The following is a 15528-nucleotide window of genomic DNA, read 5'->3' on the forward strand; positions in this document are numbered from 1 at the left end:
CCGTATTGCAAGGAATTTGTATTTAAAACATCTTAACAAACTCGCTTTTAATACTTTTTGATTTGATACAATCACAACCCATCAAGTCATACAGATCCATCAATGTGCACGCCTGGCATTGCTGCCGCGATATTGCTATCAACGTGGGCATCGATTTATCCATACTCCTTGATAAATCTTTACTTCTTCCAAATTTTTAAAGAACGAAACAGCTAATGGCTTAAGAAACCAAACCTGAATTTTTCATGCACCTCTTACTTTTGCATGAGTGACTCAGGTTTGTATTCTTGATCAGTTACGTGGTGGAGGTTGACGGGATCGAACCGACGACCCCCTGCTTGCAAAGCAGGTGCTCTCCCAGCTGAGCTAAACCCCCAGTATCTTTTTTATACTCTTTGGTAGGTCTGGTTGGACTCGAACCAACGACCCCTGCGTTATCAACACAGTGCTCTAACCAGCTGAGCTACAGACCCGCTTGAATCAGCGACTAGTCAACTCTGCGCTGTTGGTCGTGCGGCTCTTCTTACACAACACACACGCTGGCAGTCCAATTACTGTTCATTGCTGCTCTTCTTTTTCATAACAGTCGATAAGTGTGAACACTTGACTTCAGCACATACTCTAGAAAGGAGGTGATCCAGCCGCACCTTCCGATACGGCTACCTTGTTACGACTTCACCCCAGTCACGAATCCCACCGTGGTAAGCGCCCTCCTTGCGGTTAAGCTACCTACTTCTGGTGAAACCCGCTCCCATGGTGTGACGGGCGGTGTGTACAAGACCCGGGAACGTATTCACCGCGACATGCTGATCCGCGATTACTAGCGATTCCAACTTCATGTAGTCGAGTTGCAGACTACAATCCGGACTACGATACACTTTCTGGGATTAGCTCCCCCTCGCGGGTTGGCGGCCCTCTGTATGTACCATTGTATGACGTGTGAAGCCCTACCCATAAGGGCCATGAGGACTTGACGTCATCCCCACCTTCCTCCGGCTTGTCACCGGCAGTCTCATTAGAGTGCCCTTTCGTAGCAACTAATGACAAGGGTTGCGCTCGTTGCGGGACTTAACCCAACATCTCACGACACGAGCTGACGACAGCCATGCAGCACCTGTGTTACGGCTCTCTTTCGAGCACCCTCTGATCTCTCAAAGGTTCCGTACATGTCAAGGGTAGGTAAGGTTTTTCGCGTTGCATCGAATTAATCCACATCATCCACCGCTTGTGCGGGTCCCCGTCAATTCCTTTGAGTTTTAATCTTGCGACCGTACTCCCCAGGCGGTCTACTTCACGCGTTAGCTGCGTTACTAAGTCAATTAAGACCCAACAACTAGTAGACATCGTTTAGGGCGTGGACTACCAGGGTATCTAATCCTGTTTGCTCCCCACGCTTTCGTGCATGAGCGTCAGTGTTATCCCAGGGGGCTGCCTTCGCCATCGGTATTCCTCCACATATCTACGCATTTCACTGCTACACGTGGAATTCTACCCCCCTCTGACACACTCTAGCCATGCAGTCACAAATGCAGTTCCCAGGTTGAGCCCGGGCATTTCACATCTGTCTTACATAACCGCCTGCGCACGCTTTACGCCCAGTAATTCCGATTAACGCTTGCACCCTACGTATTACCGCGGCTGCTGGCACGTAGTTAGCCGGTGCTTATTCTTCAGGTACCGTCATTAGTAAGCTATATTAGAACTCACCGTTTCTTCCCTGACAAAAGAGCTTTACAACCCGAAGGCCTTCTTCACTCACGCGGCATTGCTGGATCAGGGTTGCCCCCATTGTCCAAAATTCCCCACTGCTGCCTCCCGTAGGAGTCTGGACCGTGTCTCAGTTCCAGTGTGGCTGGTCGTCCTCTCAGACCAGCTACTGATCGTGGCCTTGGTAGGCTTTTACCCTACCAACTAGCTAATCAGATATCGGCCGCTCCACGAGCACAAGGTCCTTGCGAATCCCCTGCTTTCCTCCGTAGATCGTATGCGGTATTAGCGCAACTTTCGCTGCGTTATCCCCCACTCGAGGGTACGTTCCGATATATTACTCACCCGTTCGCCACTCGCCACCAGAGCAAGCTCCGTGCTGCCGTTCGACTTGCATGTGTAAGGCATGCCGCCAGCGTTCAATCTGAGCCAGGATCAAACTCTTCAGTTTAATCTCTGTTTTATGTCATTGCTGACATGGTCCATTTTACCGGACCGGTCGCTCACTCAAAATACTGACAGGCTCTTCTTGAAGTTGCCTCCAAAAAGATCCTATTTTTCTTCTGTGCGAGCATTTGATATTTTAAGTTTCACAACAGATACTTTCGCATCCGTCGCGGCGCTTCCATCAAGTGCTCACACTTATCGACTGTTAGTTGTTAAAGATCTTTCTTTTCTCCGCTAGCCCTGGCATCTTCACCCGGACCAACCAGACTGCAAAGCGTTTTGTTTGCAGCACTGAAGAGGGCAGATTATGCAGCGTTTTTCTTACTCAGTCAACATTTTCTTTCGTCACACCCGGCGCAAACTTCAACTCCCTGCACCCCGCGTTTCGTCCAATCCCGCCAACTTCCGCTGCCACTTCTCTCCCTGCTTATCGCCCCGCCTCTCAGCGGGAGCCGAACTATAGCAAACGTCGCAGAACTTTGGCAAGGAATTTCGGGGAATAATTGCTCACACGGCCGAATAACCTAATCCCGCCACGCCACTACTGCTGCCACCGCACCGCGCAGTGCATTGCAGACCACGACGCGCTCGGCTGCGCGCAAATCTGCCAATATCAAACGGCGCTCGCTGGCGGTCCATTGCGGATCGTCCAGCAACACACTGCGCATTACGCCCGGCAAAACACCAGATTCTAGAGGCGGCGTGTACCAATGCCCTTGTATTTGCAGGAAAATATTGCTGCGCCCGCCCTCGGTTAATTCGCCCTCGGTATTGGCAAATATTGTATCAAACGCTCCTTTCAATTCTGCCTCATGCCAGGCGGTATCGTAGCGCGCCCTGAGCGTCGTCTTGTGACGCAAAAACAAATCTGCCGCATTGGTGGGATGCGCGCTTATCAGTATTTTGACTTGCGCCGGCAAAGGCTCCAACGGCACGGTCTGCACCTCGCACTGCCCAGATTGATCCAGTGATAATCTGGCCCGATATGCCCCATCAAACGGTAACCTGCCGAGAGCCTCTTCCAGAATATGGCGCACCTTACCCTCTGCATATACAAAACCGAAGTAGTCGGCAGAAGCGCGCAGGCGGCCCAAGTGCAACGCAAGGTGGCGATAACCCTCCAAACGTGTCGCATGCAAAGTCTCGAATAAATTAAATTCATGCTGCAAACCGGTAAGGAATTGGGCTTTCAACTGGCACTCGGCATACTCTTCAGTAACTTCGCTATCGTGCACGATACCTGCGCCCACACCCATCTCGCCGTTGCGGATGCCGCTTGAAAGCGGAGCTTGCAAGACCAGGGTACGAATCGGAACGGAGAGACAAAAATCACCGACTGTTTGAGGTGCATTGTTAGGGATCGGATCAAACCAGCCGATGCTGCCGGTATATATCCCACGCGGGTCCGGTTCCAATTCGCGTATAACCTGCATCGCACGCCGCTTGGGTGCGCCGGTGATGGAGCCGCAAGGGTAAAGCGCCGTGAACAGTTGTTCCAGGGTGACATCTGCGCGCAGTTGGGCGCGAATGGTTGATGTCATCTGCAGCACACTGCTGTAGCGCTTCACCTCGAACAATTCCGGTACTGCCACCGAACCCAGCGTCGCAATACGTCCGAGATCATTGCGCAGCAAATCAACAATCATCAGGTTTTCCGCCCTGTTCTTGGGATCGGTTGCAAGCGCCTGCGCGTTTGCCGCATCCCGCAATGAATCGCCGGATGCTGGCGCGGTCCCCTTCATAGGGCATGCTGTCAACTGGCCATTTTCGTGCCGGGCAAATAGCTCTGGCGAAAACGACAGCACTGCGCGCCCGTCCGGCAACGCTATCAAGGCGCCATACGGCACCGGTTGACGTTGGCGCAAACGCAGATATAACGCATACAAATTGCCAAAAGCATCAAAGCGCAGACGATAAGTGTAATTGGCCTGATAGATGTCACCCGCCGCGATGTAAGCGCGAATCTGGGCGATGGCTTGGCCAAACTGTCTCTCACTAATATTGGCTTGAATATTTGCAATGCCGGCACTGAACGCATGACTATCCATGCTGTCCGACTGACTCTTGCTTTGCGCTGCCAGCCACGCCTGCACTTGATCGACGGAAAGTTGCTGGTAGCTTTTGAATAACAGAATTTGCGCCAAAGGCTGGTCTATTGGATGCTGCGCCGTTCCCATCAATTCCGGTCCGAGCTCATAAGAAAACAGGCCCACTGCATGCAACCCGCGTTGCAATGCCTGCTCCATTTGGGTGAGCAAGGCGGGAAATGCACGGCACTCGCTGCAACTCAGTGTATCGACATACGCGGTGTAAAGGCGGGAGCGCGGATCAGTGGCACTGGCGTCACAATCATCGAACAGGGCAAAAACGTCGCCGTTGGCGACATTATCAGAAGTTGTATCAGAAAGATGCGGCACAGGGAAACAGGCTTTCAAATGAAAAAATTAAAATCAGCAACAACGCCGAGGGTCTTATTGTAGGGCCTTTTTCGTAACCTCCGCTCCCGCCTCTATTGCACAAAATGCGGCATTACTACGACCTCGGGTAGGATCAAAAACGCAGCAACACTGCGTTGCGATAATGTAACAATTCGAGTTTAAACTTATCCCCTTTCACCAAATGAATTACCCTATGGCAATCGGTGCCCAGGGCTTGTACGTGGCGCGCCACTAATGGAGTACACAGTTTGTCTGAACGTAAACATTTTTCTGCATTTGTACCTGCACTGCTGACCCTGCTGACGGGACTGCTTGTCACGTCGATATTATTCGTTAGCAGCCGGCATCTGGAGAATGACAAGGTAGAAGCCAGCTTCAGGCAAAATGCTGCAATTTACTTGCAGACCATCCAGAATGAACTGGATAACGCGATCATGGCGCTGCGCGCGATCAATCAACTCTTCGTAACGAACCAATCGGTGAGCCGGGAACAATTCCAAGTCTTTACCCGCCCCTTGCTGGAGCGCTATCCGTATGTTTTGAATTTCGACTTCCATCGCATTATTTCCCACGATGAACGACCGGCTTTCGAAGCCGGCATACGCAAACGCTATCCGGATTTCGCGATAATGGAAGCGAATGGCCAGGAGCGCATCACTGCCCGCTCCAGACCATATTATCGCGTGGTGGATTACATTGAGCCGATGCAAGGCAATGAAGCGGTGTTCGGATTCGATGCCGATTCTCAGCGCGGACAAGCGGCAGCGATGCAGCGCGCCGTCGACAGCGGGCAGCCGGCAGCCACCGGCCTGTATCGACTGGTGCAGGAAAAAGGCAACCAGCGCGGGTTCCTGGTATTGATGCCGGTGTATCGGCATAACGCCAGCCTGCACGATGCGGCGGCGCGACGGCAAGCGTTGATTGGGGACACCGCGGTGGCTTTTCGCGCCGGCGACCTGATCGGGCAGATTCTCGCCAAAACACAACTCATGAACCCGGCTGACATCAGTATCAGCGTGTATGCCAATGCCTCGCCTGACGAAAAATATCTTGCGTTTCGCAAAGGTAGCAAGGACATGCCGGCGTCGGGGCCTGAGCGCGTATTGCCGCACTGGCTTTTTTATAATCAGCCGGCAACGGTCGCCATGCAACTAGAGGTGGCCGGCAGCCCTTGGCACCTGACTGTCGCAGCCGCTCCCGAGCCATTTTACAAAACAAACAATAATGCGCTGTATGCGTTGATCATGAGCGCGCTGCTGAGTGTGCTCGCAGCGGCCTATGTGCATACGCTGTCATCGCGCTCCAGGCGCATCCAGTCGCTGGTCAACCTGCGCACCGCTGAATTGCAGCTCTCGAACCAAAGGCTCAACGAAGATATCGCGGCGCGGGAAAAAACCGAACATCGATTGCAAATATTGGAAAGCGCGGTGCAATCGAGCGCCAACTCCATCTTCATCACCAGTGCGACCGCGCCTGACTATGCGATCGAATATGTCAATCCGGCTTTTGAGCGCATGACAGGCTACACGGCAGCCGAAGTGATCGGGCGGAATTTGCGTTTTCTGTTTCGCGATGACCGCAAGCAGGACGGCATCAAGAATATCCAGGAAGCAGTGCGAAGCCGGCGTGAAGGCCATGCGGTGGTACGCAATTACCGCAAAGATGGCACGCTGATCTGGGTCGAAATCTACTTCGCGCCAGTCAAGGATGACACCGACCAGGTCCACCACTTCGTGGTTTCCAGCTATGACATCACGGCCAACAAGCGCTATCAGGCTGAACTGGAATTCCAGGCTGGCCACGATGTTTTGACCGGGCTGTCCAATCGCAATTTGCTCGACGACCGCTTAAGCCAGGCGATTGCCCATGGAGCGCGCCATGCGCATCCGGTTTGGGTGGTCTCCGTCGACCTCGACCGCTTCAAGTTCGTCAACGATACACTGGGCCACAAGGCGGGCGACATGCTGCTGCAGGCGGTTGGCAACCGGCTCCAGTTGGCCGTGCAGGAATCCGATACCGTGGCCCGCCTGGGCGCCGACCAGTTCGTGCTGGTGCTGCAGGAACGCAGCCACGCACGCCTGACGCTGGCGACAATTGAGCAAATAATGGACACGATCGCGCAACCGCTGTCGATCCATGGGCATAATTTCCAGCAAAAATGCAGCATCGGGATCGCCATCTATCCGACCGATGGCGACGACCCGGAAATACTGATAAAGCATGCCGATATCGCCATGTACCGCGCCAAGGAAAGCGGCCGCAACAATATCCAGATGTATGCGGCGAGCATGAATGCGCGGGCGCTGGAACGGCTGCGGCTGGAAGGCGATTTACACAATGCGCTGGAGCGCAACGAATTCCTGCTGCACTACCAGCCGCAAGTGGATTTGCGCAGCGGGCACATCGTCGGCATGGAGGCACTGATCCGCTGGCAGCACCCGACCCTGGGCATGATCGCGCCCGATCGGTTCATCATGCTGGCCGAGGAAACCGGTCTGATCGTGCCTATCGGCGCCTGGGTGATTCACACCGCATGCGCCCAGAACCGGGCCTGGCAACTGGCCGGCCTGGGATACTTGCGAGTCGCTGTGAACCTCTCGGCGATCCAGTTCGCCCAGCGCGATATAGTCAAATCGATCGCTGCCGTGTTGCAGCAGACTGAACTGGCGGCGCAGTATCTGGAGATCGAGCTCACCGAAAGCCTGGTCATGACCGACGTCGAACATGCAATCGGGATTCTGCGTGAACTCAAAGCGCTCGGGGTGCAACTCTCGATCGATGACTTCGGCACCGGTTACTCCAGCCTGTCGTACCTGAAACGGTTCCCGATCGACGTCCTGAAGATCGATCAATCCTTCGTGCGCGACATCACCATCGACCCCGATGATGCGGCAATCGTGGTGTCGATCATCTCGCTGGCGCACAGCCTGCGGATGAATGTGATCGCCGAAGGGGTCGAAACCGCGGCCCAGCTGGCTTATCTGCGCCGCAACAATTGCGACCAGATGCAAGGCTATTACTTCAGCCGTCCTGTGCCGTCCAACGATTTTGAGCTGCTGTTGCGGCAGAACAAAAGCCTGCCGGCCGAAGACGCCTGAGCCGAGCCGTTAAACCAGCAGCAAGGTGATTTGCCCTTGCAAGCTGCCAGACGGCAGTTGCTTGAAACCGGTCTTGGCAAAACGATGCCAGCCACCGATGACGAAATTGACGATCAGGTTGGCGCGCGCCGGCACTTCCGCTTCCTTTGCATGGCCCTGCGTGACGGCAATGCGCAACGATTGCTTGAGGGCCAGTTCGATCCGTTCGACGAACTGGTTCATGCGCGCTTGCAGACGCGCATCTTCATTGACCAGCGCCTCGCCTATCATTACCCGCGTCATGCCCGGATTGCGCTCGGCAAAATTGAACAGCATCACGGTAATGGCCTGCGCCTGCGACAGCCCGTCGTCCTGCTGCTCGGTGATCTGATTGATCAGGCCGAACACCGAGGACTCGATGAATTCGATCAGGCCCTCGAACATCTGAGCCTTGCTGGCGAAATGCCGGTACAGCGCCGCTTCCGAAACAGCAAGCCGGCTGGCCAGTGCGGCGGTGGTAATTTTTACGCTTTTCGGCTGCTCCAGCATGGCCGCGAGTGTCTGCAGTATTTGGAGCTTGCGCTCACCGGATTTAACTATTGCCATATTCTCGGAAAAAATAAATGCATTGTTGCAAGGCCGCCAGGCGCATCTGCGGTTTGCGCAAAAGCCTCTGGGGAATTCTGTTAGAGCGGGAGTATGGCAAAAAAACAATTATTTACCGCATGTACTTATTGCGGCTTTTAGAATACTCCGCTAGCAACATCATACGCTTGCAAAGCTGCCGCCGCCCTTGCGTTAACCTTTAATGTGCCGACATCAACGCAAACGATGCAACTGGCCGGGCAATTGCCGGACCGACTTTACCTTGACGTCGACATAAGCGGGGCGCGCGCCGCGTTTGGGAGCGCTCGGCGCAGCCAGATATTGGGTCACCCAGGCGGTGCGCATGCCCAGCGCGCGGGCGACTTTCAGCGTGGCCGCGGTATCCTCCACCAAAATGCAGCGACCGGCGCAGACGCGCTGCCGGGCCAGCAACTGGCGCAGCATCAGGCTGGACGGTTTGGGGCGCAGCTTGCCATGCACCCGCATCGACTCAATCGGAACATGCGCGGCAAAATGCCGGTGCAAGCCAAGATGGCGCAGCACCGCGCGCGAATATTGATACGGCGCGTTGGTCAGCAATATCTTGCGTCCGGGCAGCCGTTTGAGCAGTTGCGCCAGGCCGCGCTCGGCGCGGATCATCGCGCTGACGTCGTCGAAGCAATGCGCGGCGTGCAGGAAATCTGCTTCCCGTACCGCGTGATGCTTGACCATGCCGAGCAAGGTCGCGCCGTAACGCCGCCAGTAATCGATCCGGATCGCATTGACGATCTCCGGATCGGCCGGTCCGGCATCATTGCCCAGCACTTGCGCGATGAACGCGTTCATGTTGGCGTTAATGGCGGGAAAGATCGCGTGCGAGGCGTTATGCAGCGTATTGTCGAGATCGAACAGCCACAACGGCCCGGATCTGTGGCGCAAATCAGTGGCTGCGGATCATGGTGCCGAACGCTTGTTCGGTCAACACTTCCAGCAACAGCGAGTGGGCGATCCGGCCATCGACGATATGCACCGTGTTGACGCCCGATTTGGCGGCGTCCAGCGCCGATGAAATCTTCGGCAGCATGCCGCCGGAAATGGTGCCGTCGGCAAACATTTCATCGATTTCGCGCGCCGACAAATCGGTCACCAGATTGCCCGCCTTGTCCTGCACGCCGGCGATATTGGTCATCATGATCAATTTTTCGGCCTTCAGGATTTCGGCGATCTTGCCGGCCACCACATCGGCATTGATGTTGTAAGCCTGGCCGTCGTCGCCAAAACCGATTGGTGAAATGATCGGAATGAAGGCGTCGTCCTGCAGCGCCTTGACCACCGCCGGATTGATCGCGTCGATTTCGCCGACGAAGCCGAGATCGAGGAATTGACCCGGATTTTCCTTGTCCGGCATGCGCATCTTGCGGGCCCGGATCAGGCCGCCGTCCTTGCCGGTCAAGCCTACCGCCTGGCCGCCGTAATGATTGATCAGCATCACGATGTCTTGCTGCACTTCGCCGCCCAGCACCCATTCCACCACTTCCATGGTTTCTTCATCGGTGATGCGCATGCCTTGCACGAAAGTGCCCTGCTTGCCGATTTTCTTCAGCGCGCTATCGATTTGCGGGCCGCCGCCATGCACCACCACCGGGTTCATGCCGACCAGCTTGAGCAAAATCACATCGCGCGCAAAGCCGTGCTTCAAGCGCTCATCGGTCATCGCGTTGCCGCCGTATTTGATGACGATCGTCTTGCCGTGGAATTTGCGGATGTAAGGCAAGGCTTCAGCGAGGATTTCGGCCTTGATTTCCGGCGCGACAGCGTTTAAATCGCCGCCGGGATGGAGATCAAAATTAGTGAGAGCGGTCATGGCAAGTCCTGAAATATTTTCCGCGATTTTACAGGGAAAATCATCTTTCCCCGCAATTGCGCATTGCATGTCGCATGCCGAGGCACCCAGGCTCCGCCGCCGGAGGACTGATGCGTGTAGCATCGTGCCGGCAGCGCGGCCCCTTGCAGATACCGGCACAGCGGCCGCATTTAAGGCTGAATTGACACGAATATCATCCAATTAACTCAAGGACTTATCGATGAAAATACGCGACACACTGCTGCTGGCGGCAGGATCATGAGCCAGTGCATGCGCTGCGGTGCGCCATTCGCGTGCGGCATGGTTGACGTGCATGGCGCGGACCTGGCGCCGTGCTGGTGCGCCACATTGCCAGCCTTGCCAGCCGGCGCGATTGGTGCGATTGGCTCAGAAAGCAGCGCCGGGGCGCCCGCATCCTGCCTTTGCCCCAGCTGCCTCCACACGGCAGTTGCGGCGTTGCCGCGGCTGCCGACAATCTTGGAAAAAACTTCGCGGTAAATCATACATATATGTGTATTTTTTAATCCGGATATAAATAATGCGGAGAACTGGTGCTTTATCAGCATACCCCTGATATTTAAATTATATCCAGAGCATGTTGCAAAATTTTTCAGCAGCCGGTTGCACTATTTTTTCACTCAAAAGATGTCTAATGGCACTATCATCACAAGCACATCCGCACAATCAGGAGGACAAATGAATCCATTCAAGCGCATCGCATGCATCATCGCCGCACTCACTCTGCTGGGCGCTTGCAGCCGCGAGGTAACCGTAAAAATCGGCGTGGTCGGACCGATGAGCGGGCCGCTGGCGCAGTACGGCAAAGACATCGCACACGGCGCCGAAGTGGCGGTGGACGAGCTGAACCGGGATTTTTTCATGATCAACGGCAAGCGCGCCCATTTCGAGCTGGCGATCGAAGATGACAAGGCGTCCCCGGACGAAGGAAAACTTGCCGCCGGGCGCTTGATCGATGCAAAAGTTGCGGCAGTGTTCGGCCACTTCAACTCCGGCGTGACGATTGCCGCGGCACCGCTGTACGCCAGCGCCGGCATTCCGCAATTATCGGTTTCCACCAACCCGAAATACACCCGCATGGGCCTGAAGACCGCATTTCGCATCACCGCTGACGATATTGAGCAAGGCGCCGCGCTGGGCCATCTGATCCAGAAGAAGTTGCGCCCAAAATCGGTGTACCTGGTCGATGACGGCACCCTGTTCGGGGCCGGGCTGGCGACGGAAGTGAGCAAGGCCCTCAAAAGCGCCAATATCGCCACGCAGCAAGACAGCGTGACTGGGGCGAGCACCGACTTCGCGCAGCTAGCGCAAAAAATCGTCGGATCGAAGGCCAACATTATCTTCTTCGGCGGCGACGAAGCGGCCGGCATGCCGCTGCTGAAAGCCTTGCGCAAGGCTGGCTCCAGCGCCAAATACGTAGTGGGCGATGCGATGTGCGATGCCTCCACCGTCAAGAACGCGGAAGGCAGCGGCGATAACGATTTCTATTGCTCGATTGCGGGCGTGCCGCCGTCCTGGCTGTCGGCCGGAATCGCTTTCACCGAACTGTACAAAACCAGGTTCGGCGTACCGGGGGCCTATTCGGCGCTGGCCTATGACGGCATTCATCTGTTTGCGCAAGCGATGCAGCGCGCCAACTCGACCAACCCGAAAGTGTATCTGCCCGAAATCAGCAGGGAATCATTCAACGGCAAGATCCAGGGTTCGCTGTCGTTCGACGACAAAGGCGACATCCGTGACGGCACCATTGTGATTTTTGAATCGATCAACGGCAAGCTGACCGAACAACGCAACATGCTGTAAACATGCCGACAAGACGCGGCTATCGGCTTATTGGCAGTTGCGCAACTGCTGCTCCGGAAAATCTGCGGCAATCCGGTCGAGCGCCGCTTTGCTGGCCGGGTCCAGATCGCGCAGCTGAAACATCACGTTGCCGGTAGCCACGCTGCGGGCGCCGATCCGGGCCGACTGCACGCCTTGCTGCCTGAGCTTGTCCAGCAGGATTTTGGCAGCAGATTCCGTCTTGTATACCCCCAGCGAAATGCCCCAGCGCAAATCGGGGCTGGGATTGTCTTGCATGATGAAGAAATTGGTCACGCCGCGCTGGCGCAACTCCGCCACCTTCTTCTGCGCGCCGGCCTGGCCTCCTTGCGGCGGGAGATACACCATGTAACTGCCGATGTCGCGCACATTGCGGCGCGATTGCCGGTCGCCCAGCGCCAACTCCGCAGTCTGCGCCTCAAAACGCTTGGCCTGCGCCAGCGGGAAATTGCCGATTTCAGTGCAGGCAATCAGGGCTGGCGGCGCAGGCTCGGCCGCCACCGCTGCCGGCGCAGCCGCCGCAACTGCGGCTCCGGCAGCAAGCAAGGTCAGTTGTTCCGGATGGATTTGGCGCTGGATGCGCTGCGGCTCGCGCCCGTCCGGCATCAAAGCATCGAAAATGTTCCAGTTAACAGCCAGCAACGCAGCGTTGACCAGCAACAATATCCAGAAAATGAATTTCAACATGATGGGTCCGAATCCGAATCCGCGGCCTGCAACGCCACGACTTGTAAGCCGATAAGCACCAGATTATCGACGGTTTTGTGCGGCACGCGCAGCTGCGGCGCAATATACGATGCCGCGCCGCCGGCCACCACGCACTGCACAGCAGCATGCTGCTGTGCATGGGCCGCCACCGCGCGCTCGATGGCGCCAGCCTGGGCCGCCAGGCAACCGGCCACAATCGCTGCATCGGTATTGTCGGCAAACGTCTGCGACAGCGATAAGGTATGTGCCACTTGCGGCAATTGCGCGGTGTTTTGCGCCAGCGCACGCGCCATCAAACCCAGGCCCGGCAAGATCATCCCGCCCACAAAATCCCCATCCGGACCAAGCGCATCGACCGTGGTGGCGGTGCCGCAGGTGGCGACGATCAAGGCTTGCTGCGGAAACAGTGCGTGCGCGCCAATCACGGAAGCGAAACGGTCGCAGCCGAGCTGGGCCGGATCGCGATAGCCGTTCTTGACCCCGCCCAGTTGCGGCGTTGAAGCGAACCACGCGATCTGCGTTGGCTGCGTGGTGGCAGCGGCCGCAGTCAAAGCCGCCTCCAGTCTCTGGCGCAATGCTGCACCGGCCACGTTGGACAACAGCGCGCGCGAAAACCGCAAGTTTTGCCAAGTCTGCGCCAGCGTGTCAATCTCGGCGTGGCTGACCGAACCAAAGGCGCTCCAGCGGCCCAATTGCGCGGCAGCATCCACCAGCGCCCACTTGATCCGGGTGTTGCCGGCATCGACCAATAACAGCATGCTTAATTTTCCTTCACACGCAACGATACATCGCCGGCCAACACGGCAACCTGGCCGGCGGCAGTGTCCAGCAGCAGGCGGCCGATGGCATCCACTCCCATCGCCACGCCTTGCTGCACCACCTGGCCGCGATCCAGAATTGCCACCGTTTGGCCGGCAAACGCATGCAAGCCATTCCAGCGCGCCACGAAAGCGGCAAAACCGCCCGACTCGAATTGCACCAGTGCCTCCGTCAACGCATTCAACAATGCCGCCAGCAACAGGTTGCGATCCAGCCGCGCCAGCCATGGCGCATCGGCCACCGCGTGACCGATCTGCGCTTCGAGGAGATCCGGCACGCTCAAATTCAAGCCAATCCCGATCACCGCCCAAGTGCCGCCTTGCGCGCCCTGTCTTGAAGCAGGCACGGCCGCGGTCTCGACCAGAATCCCGGCCAGTTTGTTGCCGTCTTTCAGCACGTCGTTCGGCCACTTCAAGCCAACCCGGACATCAAACAGCGCCAGCGCCTCGGCCAGCGCCACCCCGACCGCCAGCGGCAAACCCAGCAGCGCCTGAATCGGCAGCGCAAAACGCCACGCCAGCGAAAACGTCAACGCGCCGCCCGGCGCCGAATGCCAACTGCGCCCGGCGCGGCCACGGCCGGCAGTCTGGCTTTCGGCCGCCAGCAGCACCGGCGACGACAAGCAGCCCAGCCGCGCCAGCAAGTCGGCATTGGTCGAGCCGGTCTCGGCCACCACCTCGACCGCGACCTGTTGCGCGCTAGCCTGGCGCAAAGCAGCAATCCGTGATTGTGAAAGCAAGATATCCATGCCGCGCATTGTAGCGGCAGTGGCGCGTTTGGCGCAGCAAAGAAAGGCAAGACCGTAAGCCGCAATCCGTGGCTGGGTGCAAGCCATCGCGTGTCGAGCTTGCATCCGTTCGGCCTTGCGGCCTTACAATCCCGTTCTCCTCTTTCTATATTGGCCATCTGCATGCCATTTCCCCACCAGCCATCGCCCTGCCAGCCCCTCATCAGCCCGCTGTTTGCCGGCTACAAGGTGTGGGTGAAGCGCGATGATTTGCTGCATTCCGATGTGTCCGGGAATAAATTTCGCAAGCTCAAATATCCGCTGCTGGCATTGCGCGGCCGTGGCGCGACGCTGGTGACGATGGGCGGGCCGTGGTCGAATCACTTGCATGCATTGGCGCACGCCGGTGCGCTGCTGGGCTGGCCGACGATGGGCCTGGTGCGCGGCGCGGCAGGCGTGAATACTGCCACGCTGGAGGATTGCCGGCAGCTCGGGATGCGGATTGCATTTGTGTCGCGCACGGATTATCGGACGCTGCGCGAATGCCCCGAGCAATGGCGCCGGCATGCGATGGCGGTGGACACGGATGCAGGCGATAGCCATGTCTGGCTGCCGGAAGGCGGCAGCGCGCCAGCAGCGGTGCGCGGGGTGGCGGAATTGGTGGCCGAATTGCCTTTCATTCCCGATACGATGATGGTGGCTTGCGGGACGGGCGCGACGCTGGCGGGTTTGCTGGCCGGTTTGCAGGGGCACGGGCGCGTGATCGGCGTTGCCGTGTTAAGAATGCCGAATATCTGCATGGGGAAATTGCGCGGCTGTTAGGCCAGGCTGGTTATCCGGCTTATGACAATTACACCTTGCTGACCGATTGCCATCACGGCGGCTACGGCAAGGCGCCGCCGGAATTAAGGCAGTTTTGCGCTGATTTTGCCTAGGAAACCGGAATCCCGATCGAGCCGGTGTATACCGGCAAGCTGTTTTATGCGCTCCGGCAGATGGCGCAATCGGGCGCATTCCGCCCGGATGAGCGCATCGTCGCCGTGCATACCGGAGGCTTGCAAGGGGCGCGGGGATTTGCGCCGATGGATGACCGCTAAAAGCCGTAAGGCGCGCTCGGAAATTGCATGATACCGGCTTGTGTATTTTTCATTAACGTAATTATTATATGCGGCAATGGCACTGTTTTTAACTATACTCGTGCTATTTTGAAATATAAGCGATGCCAAATTCAGCCGGTAGATTGCGCGCAAAGCGCGCAATCCGTGATTTTGAATGCTAGATATCCATACTGCGCTGTGTAGTGAGAGTCGAGTGTTT

General features: G+C 56.9%; 12 protein-coding genes, 2 tRNA genes and 1 rRNA gene. 4 read left to right on the forward strand and 11 right to left on the reverse strand.

All coding sequences use genetic code 11. The annotated features are described in order from the left end of the window. Nucleotides 1-300: 300 nt before the first annotated feature. The 4 genes from FKCLFG_RS14845 to pabB all read right to left on the reverse strand — a co-directional run bounded on the left by FKCLFG_RS14845 (nucleotide 301) and on the right by pabB (nucleotide 4571). Nucleotides 301-376 (reverse strand) — tRNA-Ala (locus FKCLFG_RS14845). 20 nt (nucleotides 377-396) lie between these two features. Beyond that, a tRNA-Ile gene (locus tag FKCLFG_RS14850) sits at nucleotides 397-473 on the reverse strand. Between the two features lie 152 nt (nucleotides 474-625). Next, a 16S ribosomal RNA gene (locus FKCLFG_RS14855) occupies nucleotides 626-2158 on the reverse strand. Nucleotides 2159-2678: 520 nt separating this feature from the next. Further along, complete coding sequence (gene pabB, locus FKCLFG_RS14860) at nucleotides 2679-4571, reverse strand: aminodeoxychorismate synthase component I (protein ID WP_472613842.1); 1893 nt, start codon at nucleotides 4569-4571, stop codon at nucleotides 2679-2681. Nucleotides 4572-4840: 269 nt separating this feature from the next. Between pabB and FKCLFG_RS14865 the strand changes: the two genes are divergently transcribed. Next, entirely contained in the window at nucleotides 4841-7690 is a 2850-nt protein-coding gene (locus tag FKCLFG_RS14865) for a bifunctional diguanylate cyclase/phosphodiesterase (RefSeq protein ID WP_472613843.1), read from the forward strand. Between the two features lie 9 nt (nucleotides 7691-7699). On the opposite strand, the gene slmA is transcribed toward FKCLFG_RS14865, so the two are convergent. From slmA to argB, 3 genes are all read right to left on the reverse strand, one after another. Continuing rightward, a complete protein-coding gene (gene slmA / locus FKCLFG_RS14870; protein WP_472613844.1) occupies nucleotides 7700-8275 on the reverse strand; it encodes a nucleoid occlusion factor SlmA in 576 nt (191 codons plus the stop codon). Between the two features lie 213 nt (nucleotides 8276-8488). After that, on the reverse strand, nucleotides 8489-9193 hold the full coding sequence (locus FKCLFG_RS14875; RefSeq protein ID WP_472613845.1) for a pyrimidine 5'-nucleotidase: 705 nt from the start codon (nucleotides 9191-9193) through the stop codon (nucleotides 8489-8491). Nucleotide 9194: 1 nt separating this feature from the next. After that, on the reverse strand, nucleotides 9195-10118 hold the full coding sequence (gene argB, locus FKCLFG_RS14880; protein WP_472613846.1) for an acetylglutamate kinase: 924 nt from the start codon (nucleotides 10116-10118) through the stop codon (nucleotides 9195-9197). 300 nt (nucleotides 10119-10418) lie between these two features. Here argB and FKCLFG_RS14885 point away from each other — a divergent pair, with 300 nt between their 5' ends. Beyond that, nucleotides 10419-10616 (forward strand): hypothetical protein, encoded by a 198-nt coding sequence (locus tag FKCLFG_RS14885; protein WP_472615873.1) that lies wholly within the window; start codon nucleotides 10419-10421, stop codon nucleotides 10614-10616. Between the two features lie 198 nt (nucleotides 10617-10814). Next, nucleotides 10815-11939, forward strand: coding sequence for a branched-chain amino acid ABC transporter substrate-binding protein (locus FKCLFG_RS14890; RefSeq protein ID WP_472613847.1), 1125 nt, complete (start codon nucleotides 10815-10817; stop codon nucleotides 11937-11939). 27 nt (nucleotides 11940-11966) lie between these two features. Here the strand turns inward: FKCLFG_RS14890 and FKCLFG_RS14895 are convergent, their stop codons facing one another. From FKCLFG_RS14895 to FKCLFG_RS14905, 3 genes are read right to left on the reverse strand one after another with little or no spacing between them, the layout of a single operon-like run. Continuing rightward, nucleotides 11967-12644 carry an SPOR domain-containing protein gene (locus tag FKCLFG_RS14895; protein ID WP_472613848.1) on the reverse strand — a complete coding sequence of 226 codons (678 nt, stop codon included), beginning with the start codon at nucleotides 12642-12644 and terminating at the stop codon, nucleotides 11967-11969. Continuing rightward, complete coding sequence (locus FKCLFG_RS14900) at nucleotides 12638-13423, reverse strand: type III pantothenate kinase (RefSeq protein WP_472613849.1); 786 nt, start codon at nucleotides 13421-13423, stop codon at nucleotides 12638-12640. The genes FKCLFG_RS14895 and FKCLFG_RS14900 overlap by 7 nt, the downstream gene beginning before the upstream one ends. 2 nt (nucleotides 13424-13425) lie before the next feature. Beyond that, nucleotides 13426-14232, reverse strand: a complete 807-nt coding sequence (locus FKCLFG_RS14905) for a biotin--[acetyl-CoA-carboxylase] ligase (protein WP_472615874.1) — start codon at nucleotides 14230-14232, stop codon at nucleotides 13426-13428. A gap of 162 nt (nucleotides 14233-14394) precedes the next feature. On the opposite strand from FKCLFG_RS14905, the gene FKCLFG_RS14910 reads away from it, so the two are divergent. Next, nucleotides 14395-15033 (forward strand): 1-aminocyclopropane-1-carboxylate deaminase/D-cysteine desulfhydrase, encoded by a 639-nt coding sequence (locus FKCLFG_RS14910; RefSeq protein WP_472613850.1) that lies wholly within the window; start codon nucleotides 14395-14397, stop codon nucleotides 15031-15033. Between the two features lie 83 nt (nucleotides 15034-15116). Here FKCLFG_RS14910 and FKCLFG_RS14915 read toward each other — a convergent pair whose 3' ends face one another. Continuing rightward, on the reverse strand, nucleotides 15117-15461 hold the full coding sequence (locus tag FKCLFG_RS14915) for a hypothetical protein (RefSeq protein ID WP_472613851.1): 345 nt from the start codon (nucleotides 15459-15461) through the stop codon (nucleotides 15117-15119). Nucleotides 15462-15528: the final 67 nt, after the last annotated feature.

This window comes from Gelidimonas denitrificans, from assembly GCF_055694065.1.

Coding starts and splice junctions, on each gene's coding strand:
- slmA (WP_472613844.1), bottom strand. CDS start 8,275: ATGGCAATAGTTAAATCCGGTGAGCGCAAGCTCCAAATACTGCAGACA.
- argB (WP_472613846.1), bottom strand. CDS start 10,118: ATGACCGCTCTCACTAATTTTGATCTCCATCCCGGCGGCGATTTAAAC.
- FKCLFG_RS14905 (WP_472615874.1), bottom strand. CDS start 14,232: ATGGATATCTTGCTTTCACAATCACGGATTGCTGCTTTGCGCCAGGCT.
- FKCLFG_RS14900 (WP_472613849.1), bottom strand. CDS start 13,423: ATGCTGTTATTGGTCGATGCCGGCAACACCCGGATCAAGTGGGCGCTG.
- FKCLFG_RS14910 (WP_472613850.1), top strand. CDS start 14,395: ATGCCATTTCCCCACCAGCCATCGCCCTGCCAGCCCCTCATCAGCCCG.
- FKCLFG_RS14885 (WP_472615873.1), top strand. CDS start 10,419: ATGGTTGACGTGCATGGCGCGGACCTGGCGCCGTGCTGGTGCGCCACA.
- FKCLFG_RS14890 (WP_472613847.1), top strand. CDS start 10,815: ATGAATCCATTCAAGCGCATCGCATGCATCATCGCCGCACTCACTCTG.
- FKCLFG_RS14895 (WP_472613848.1), bottom strand. CDS start 12,644: ATGTTGAAATTCATTTTCTGGATATTGTTGCTGGTCAACGCTGCGTTG.